The organism is Pseudokineococcus marinus (assembly GCF_013004605.1).
GTDB classification, from domain to species: Bacteria; Actinomycetota; Actinomycetes; order Actinomycetales; family Quadrisphaeraceae; genus Pseudokineococcus; species Pseudokineococcus marinus.
Map to the genome: position 1 here is coordinate 1 of NZ_JABEMA010000195.1, position 5,976 is coordinate 5,976.

5 protein-coding genes are annotated in these 5,976 nt (G+C 77.0%); 2 read left to right on the forward strand and 3 right to left on the reverse strand.

What is annotated here, in order from left to right; translation table 11 throughout:
- The 3 genes from HLB09_RS11895 to HLB09_RS19415 form a co-directional block, all read right to left on the reverse strand.
- Window positions 1-1,177: 5'-3' exonuclease (locus HLB09_RS11895; RefSeq protein WP_171203582.1), on the reverse strand; the 1,177-nt coding region annotated here is incomplete at its 3' end.
- Between the two features lie 58 nt (window positions 1,178-1,235).
- Window positions 1,236-1,931 carry a dienelactone hydrolase family protein gene (locus tag HLB09_RS11900; RefSeq protein ID WP_171203583.1) on the reverse strand — a complete coding sequence of 232 codons (696 nt, stop codon included), beginning with the start codon at window positions 1,929-1,931 and terminating at the stop codon, window positions 1,236-1,238.
- A gap of 199 nt (window positions 1,932-2,130) precedes the next feature.
- A complete protein-coding gene (locus tag HLB09_RS19415) occupies window positions 2,131-2,256 on the reverse strand; it encodes a hypothetical protein (protein ID WP_281359405.1) in 126 nt (41 codons plus the stop codon).
- 126 nt (window positions 2,257-2,382) lie between these two features.
- On the opposite strand from HLB09_RS19415, the gene HLB09_RS11905 reads away from it, so the two are divergent.
- Both HLB09_RS11905 and HLB09_RS11910 read left to right on the forward strand, forming a co-directional pair.
- Window positions 2,383-3,975 (forward strand): long-chain-fatty-acid--CoA ligase, encoded by a 1,593-nt coding sequence (locus HLB09_RS11905; RefSeq protein ID WP_171203584.1) that lies wholly within the window; start codon window positions 2,383-2,385, stop codon window positions 3,973-3,975.
- Between the two features lie 411 nt (window positions 3,976-4,386).
- On the forward strand, window positions 4,387-5,976 hold a 1,590-nt coding region (locus HLB09_RS11910; RefSeq protein WP_212770971.1), incomplete at its 3' end, for a DEAD/DEAH box helicase.

Sequence of the window (5,976 nt, forward strand, 5' to 3'; positions counted from 1 at the left end):
CGGTGTCCTCGGGCGCCCCGGCGACGGTGTCCACGGGCGCCCCGGCGCCGTCGTCCGGCGGCCCGTCGGGCAGCGGCGCCTCGTCGACCCACGACGGCAGGGGGGAGTACCGGTCGGCGGGCGGGGCGCCGCCGACGAGCGCCCAGAGCGACGGGCCGAGGCGCACGTCGCGCGCCCCGAGCGCGGCCTGCACCCGGGTGAGGTCGAGGGGCAGGCGCAGCGCGTCGAGGTCGGGCAGGGCGAGGTCGTCGCGCATCGCCATGAGCCGCTGGTTGCGGGCGACGTTGGCCCGCGCCTCGGGCGTGCGCAGCCGGCCGACGACGCCCGGGCCGACGACGTCCCGCACCTCGGCCTCGCGCCCGTCGTCGAGCGCGGCGTAGACGTCGTCGACGCTGTCGAAGGCGGCGAGCAGGCGGGCGGCCGTCTTCGGGCCGATGCCGAGCGCGCCGGGGAGGTTGTCCGAGGTGTCGCCGCGCAGGGCCGCCAGGCAGCGGTACTGGCCGGCGCGCACGCCCGTGACGAGCGGCAGCGTCCGCGGGGTGAGGACCGGCGAGCCCCCGATCCCGCCGTTGAGCACCCGCAGCACCGACGTCGAGGCGTCGACGAGGGCGAAGGAGTCGCGGTCGCTCGTCACGGCCGTGCACCGCCAGCCGCTGCGCCGGGCGAGCTCGGCGGCCGAGCAGAGGACGTCGTCGGCCTCGAACCCCTCGGCGACGACGACGGGCAGCCCGGCCTCGGCGAGCAGCGCCGGGGCGTCGTCGAGCTGGGCGCGCAGGTCGGGGTGCTTCTCGGGGCGGTGGGCCTTGTACGCCGGGTGCTCGGCGCGGCGCACCGACGTCCGCGCGCAGTCGAAGCCGACCACGAGCGCGTCCGGCGTCAGGCGGGCCGCGGCGCTCGCGATGAGGGAGACGACGCCCCGCAGCGCCCAGACCGGTCGGCCGGCGGCGTCGCGGTGCTGCCCCGCGGCGTGGGCGTGGTGCGCGCGGTGCAGGAGGCTGTTGCCGTCGACGGCGAGCAGGAGCGGGGCGTCGGGCGCGACGCCCTCGGCCGTCGCCTCCTCCGCGCCCTCGTCCTGCGCACCCAGCAGGCCGGCCGCCCGCAGCGCCGCGACGCCGTCCTCGGCGCCGTCCGGGAGACCGGGGTCGGCGTCGGGGCGGACGACGGACGGGGCGCTCACCCCACCACTGTGCCCCCTCCGCGCGGCGGCGGGGCGCCGCCCCGCCGCCGGGGCGCCCTCAGCGCACGTGCTCGCGGAGGAAGGCCGTGGCGCGACCCCACGCCAGCGCGGCCGCGTCGGCGTCGTAGGCGGGGCCGGTGTCGTTGACGAAGGCGTGCTGCGCCTCGTAGACGTGCAGCTCGACGGGGGCGTCGAGCCGCTCGCGCAGGTCGTCGAAGACCCGCCCGACGACGTCGAGGTCGATGCGGTCCTCCCGCGCGTAGTGGCCCTGCACGGCGGCGCGCACGCCCGACCAGTCGGTGCCCTCGGGGTCCGGCAGCCCGTAGAAGGGCGTCACGGCGCCGACGCGCTCGCCCTGCTGGGCGGCCAGCGTCAGCGCGAAGGCCCCGCCCATGCAGAAGCCCGCGACGCCGACCGTGCTGCTCGTGACGGCCTCGTGGCCGAGGAGCAGGTCGACCGCCCCGGCGAGGTCCCGGGCCGCCCGGTCGACGGGCAGCTCCTGCATGAGGCGCATCGCCTCCTCGCCGTCGTGCGTCGTGCGCCCGCCGTAGAGGTCGGGCGCCAGGGCGACGAACCCCTCGGCGGCGAAGCGGCGCACGAGGTCGGCGATGTGCTCGGTGAGGCCCCACCACTCCTGCACGACGACGAGGCCGGGGCCGCGGCCCGACGGCGGCAGCTCGAGGTAGCCGTGCCCCTCCTCGCCGCCGGGGCGGGGGAAGGTCGTGTTCTGCGGGGCCGCGCCGGGGTCGCTCATGCCCGCACGCTAGATCGACCACGTGGGCGCCGACCACGAGGCCGCTGGCCACCGGTGCACGGGCGCCGTGACGCGGGCCTGCCGGGTGGGAGCGCCGACGGGGTGGACCAGGTCCCGAGCACGAGCGGTCGCAGTCCTCTGACCTGCGGTGACGCTCCGTCCGGTGTGGTCAGTCCTCCCCGCCGGCAGCGCGCTGCCCTCAGCGTCGGCGCGACCGGCGCAGGTCGGCCAGCGCGGGGACGCCGCTCACCAGCCCGACGCCGACGAGGGCCAGGCCCGCCACGGAGGGACGCCCGTCGGCCGTGGCGACCACGACCAGCGCCACCGACCCGACGTCCTGCCACGACCGGGGGAGGCGGCCGGTGGGCCCTGGCCGCCGCCCGGGGGCGCGCCTACTGTGCCGGGCACGGGGGGCCGCGACGGCGCGGTCCCGGGACCCGGGAGCACACCCATGCAGGGCTTCGCCACGCTGTCCGTCGCCACCATCCTCGCCGAGTCCGCGGTCCGGCACGCCGACCGCACGGCCGTCGTCGTGGGCGACCAGCGGATCACCTACCGCGAGCTCTGGGACCAGACGCGCGCCGTCGCCGGCGCCCTGCGTGCGAAGGGCGTCGGCCCGGGGACGCGGGTGGCGCTGCTGCTGCCCAACGTCGCCGACTTCCCGCGGGCCTACTACGCCGTCCTGGCGCTGGGCGGCGTCGTCGTCCCCGTGCACGCCCTGCTCCAGGGGCCGGAGATCCAGTACGTCCTCGAGGACAGCGAGGCCTCGCTGCTCGTGTGCGCAGCCCCCCTCATGGCGCAGGGCCTGCGGGGCGCGCGCGCCGCCGGGGTCGACGTCGTCACCGTCCTCGCGCCGGCCGAGCTGGCCGCCGAGCACGGCGTCGAGCGGCTCGAGGAGCTGGCCGCGGCGGCGGAGCCGATCACCGCCGTCGAGCCGCGCCAGCCCGACGACACCGCGACGATCCTCTACACGAGCGGCACCACCGGCCGTCCCAAGGGCGCAGAGGGCTGCCACATGGCGCTGGTCGCGCAGGTCGAGACCTCGCTGCTCGACACCTTCCGCATGGGCGTGGACGACGTCGTGCTCGGGTGCCTGCCGCTGTTCCACACCTTCGGTCAGACGTGCGCCATGAACACGACCTTCCGCGCGGGCGCGACGCTCGTCCTGGTGCCGAAGTTCGACGGGGCGACGGCGCTCTCGCTCATGGTCGAGCACGGCTGCACCGTCGTCATGGGCGTCCCGACGATGTACATGGCCTTCCTCGAGGCCGCCGGCAAGGACGACCGGAGGCCGCCGCTGAAGTACGGCGTCTCGGGCGGGGCGGCCATCCCCGTCGCGGTGATCGACCGCGTCCGCGACGTCTTCGGGGTCGAGGTCCACGAGGGGTACGGCCTCACCGAGACCTCGCCCGTCGCGACCTTCAACCCCGTGGGCCGCCCGCCCCGCCCCGGCACGGTGGGCGTGCCGATCTGGGGCGTGGAGGTCGAGGTCGCCCGCCACGACGTGCCCGACCGGGTCGAGCTGCTGCCGCGCGGGGAGATGGGCGAGCTCGTCGTCCGCGGGCACAACCTCATGAAGGGCTACCTCGGGCGGCCGGACGACACGGCGGCCGCCGTCGTCGACGGCTGGTTCCGCACGGGCGACCTCGGCACGAAGGACGACGACGACTACGTCACGATCGTCGACCGCACCAAGGACATGATCCTGCGCAACGGCTACAACGTGTACCCGCGCGAGGTCGAGGAGGTGCTCGCCGCGCACCCCGACGTCGCCCGGGTGGCGGTGTTCGGCGTCGCCGACGAGCGGCACGGCGAGGAGGTCGCGGCCGCCGTCGTCCTCGTCGAGGGCGCGACGACGACGGCCGACGCGCTGCGCGAGTACGCCGCCGACCAGATCGCGGCGTACAAGTACCCGCGCCGCATCGAGGTGGTCGACGACCTGCCCCTCGGCCCGAGCGGGAAGGTCCTCAAGCGCGAGCTCGTCGCCCGGTACGGCGCGCCCGCCGGCCCGGCCGAGACGCGGGACGCCACCCCGGCGACCTGAGTCCGCCTCTCCAGCGCACCTCGTCGTCACCTCGCCGTCCCCGAGGCTCCCCGACCGCACGTCGTCGTCAGAGTGCCGGAGGGGCGTCCCTCGGAGCAGCGACGTGTCGACGAGGTGCCGGGGGTGCGGGCCGGCCGGGTGGGAGGCGCGACCCGTGGTCGGGGAATGCCCGCGCGTGCGTCACACTTGTGCCTGACGGAGGAGCGGGCGCCCTGGGCGCCCGGACGGGGCCGACGCAGGTCGAGCAGCGCAGGTGAGCCCGCGACGAGCGGGCAGGAGCACGTGACAACCGCTGGCGATCTCCACAGGGTCCACGGCCGACAGGTCCCCTCCGCAGCAGCCACCGAGTCCGGCTGCGACCTGCCGACAGGCGCGACGCCGCGCCGACCCCACCGCGAGGAGACCCCTGCCGTGACCGCCCCTGCCCTCGACCGCGAGACCGCGGACGCCGAGGCCACCACCGACACGAGCACCACCGACACCGCCACCTCGGGCACCGACACCGTCGAGGGACCGCCCCGCGCCGACGTCCCCGCCCAGGGCCGCGGCGAGGACGCCCCCGCGGAGGCGTCCGACCACGCGGACGACGCCGCTCCCGAGGACGACGCCGACGAGCCCGCCGGCCCGACCTTCGCCGACCTCGGCCTGCGCGCCGAGGTGCTGCGCGCCCTCGACGGCCTCGGCTACGAGGAGCCCACGCCCATCCAGGCGGAGTCGATCCGCCCGCTCCTGGCCGGCCACGACCTGCTCGGCCAGGCCGCCACGGGCACCGGCAAGACGGCCGCCTTCGCGCTGCCGCTGCTGGAGAAGGTCCCCGCCGGTGGCGGGCGCCGCCCCGTCGGCCTCGTCCTCGTGCCCACCCGCGAGCTCGCGCTCCAGGTCTCCGAGGCCATCAGCACCTACGGCAAGCAGCTGGGCGCCCGCGTCCTCGCCGTCTACGGCGGCACGCCGATCGGCCGCCAGCTGCGCGAGCTCGAGCGGGGCGTCGACGTCGTCGTCGCCACGCCGGGCCGCGCGCTCGACCACATCGGCCGCGGCACCCTGCCGCTGGCCCACCTGCAGACCGTCGTCCTGGACGAGGCCGACGAGATGCTCGACATGGGCTTCGCCGAGGACATCGAGGAGATCCTCTCGGCGGCGCCGGCGGAGCGTCAGACCGTGCTCTTCTCCGCCACGATGCCGCCGCGCATCGACCGGATCGCCCGCCAGCACCTGCGCGAGCCCGTCCGCATCCGGATCGCGAAGAAGCGCGCGGCCGAGGGCGAGGCGCCCCTCGTGCGCCAGACGGCGTACGTCGTCGGCCGCCCGCACAAGGTCGCGGCCCTCGGCCGCATCCTCGACCTCGAGCAGCCGACGGCGGCCATCGTCTTCTGCCGCACGCGCGAGGAGGTCGACACGATCACCGAGCGCCTCGGCGCCCGCGGCTACCGCGCCGAGGCGCTGCACGGCGGCATGGGCCAGGAGCAGCGCGACAAGGTGGTCTCCCGGCTCCGCGCCGGCGCCGCCCAGCTGCTCATCGCCACCGACGTGGCCGCGCGCGGCCTCGACGTCGAGCAGCTGAGCCACGTCGTCAACTTCGACGTGCCGTCGGCGCCCGAGTCCTACGTGCACCGCATCGGCCGCGTCGGCCGCGCCGGCCGCGAGGGCGTCGCCCTGACGCTCGCCGAGCCGCGCGAGCGCCGCCAGCTCTCGGTCATCGAGCGGGTCGCGGGCGCGCCGATCGCCGTGGCGCCGCTGCCGACCGTCGCCGACCTGAGGGCTCACCGCCTGCAGGGGACGCGCCGCTCGGTCGCCGAGGTCCTCGACGGCGACCGCAGCGGCCTCGAGGAGGTCCGCGGCGTCCTCGACGCGCTCATGGAGCACCACAGCGCCGAGGAGGTCGCGCTCGCGGCCCTCCAGCTGGCGCACGCCGCCCAGGGGGCGGTGGACGACCAGGAGATCCCGGCGCCCGACCTGCGCCCCCGCGCCGGTCGCGACAGCGGACCCCGCGGCCGGGACGGG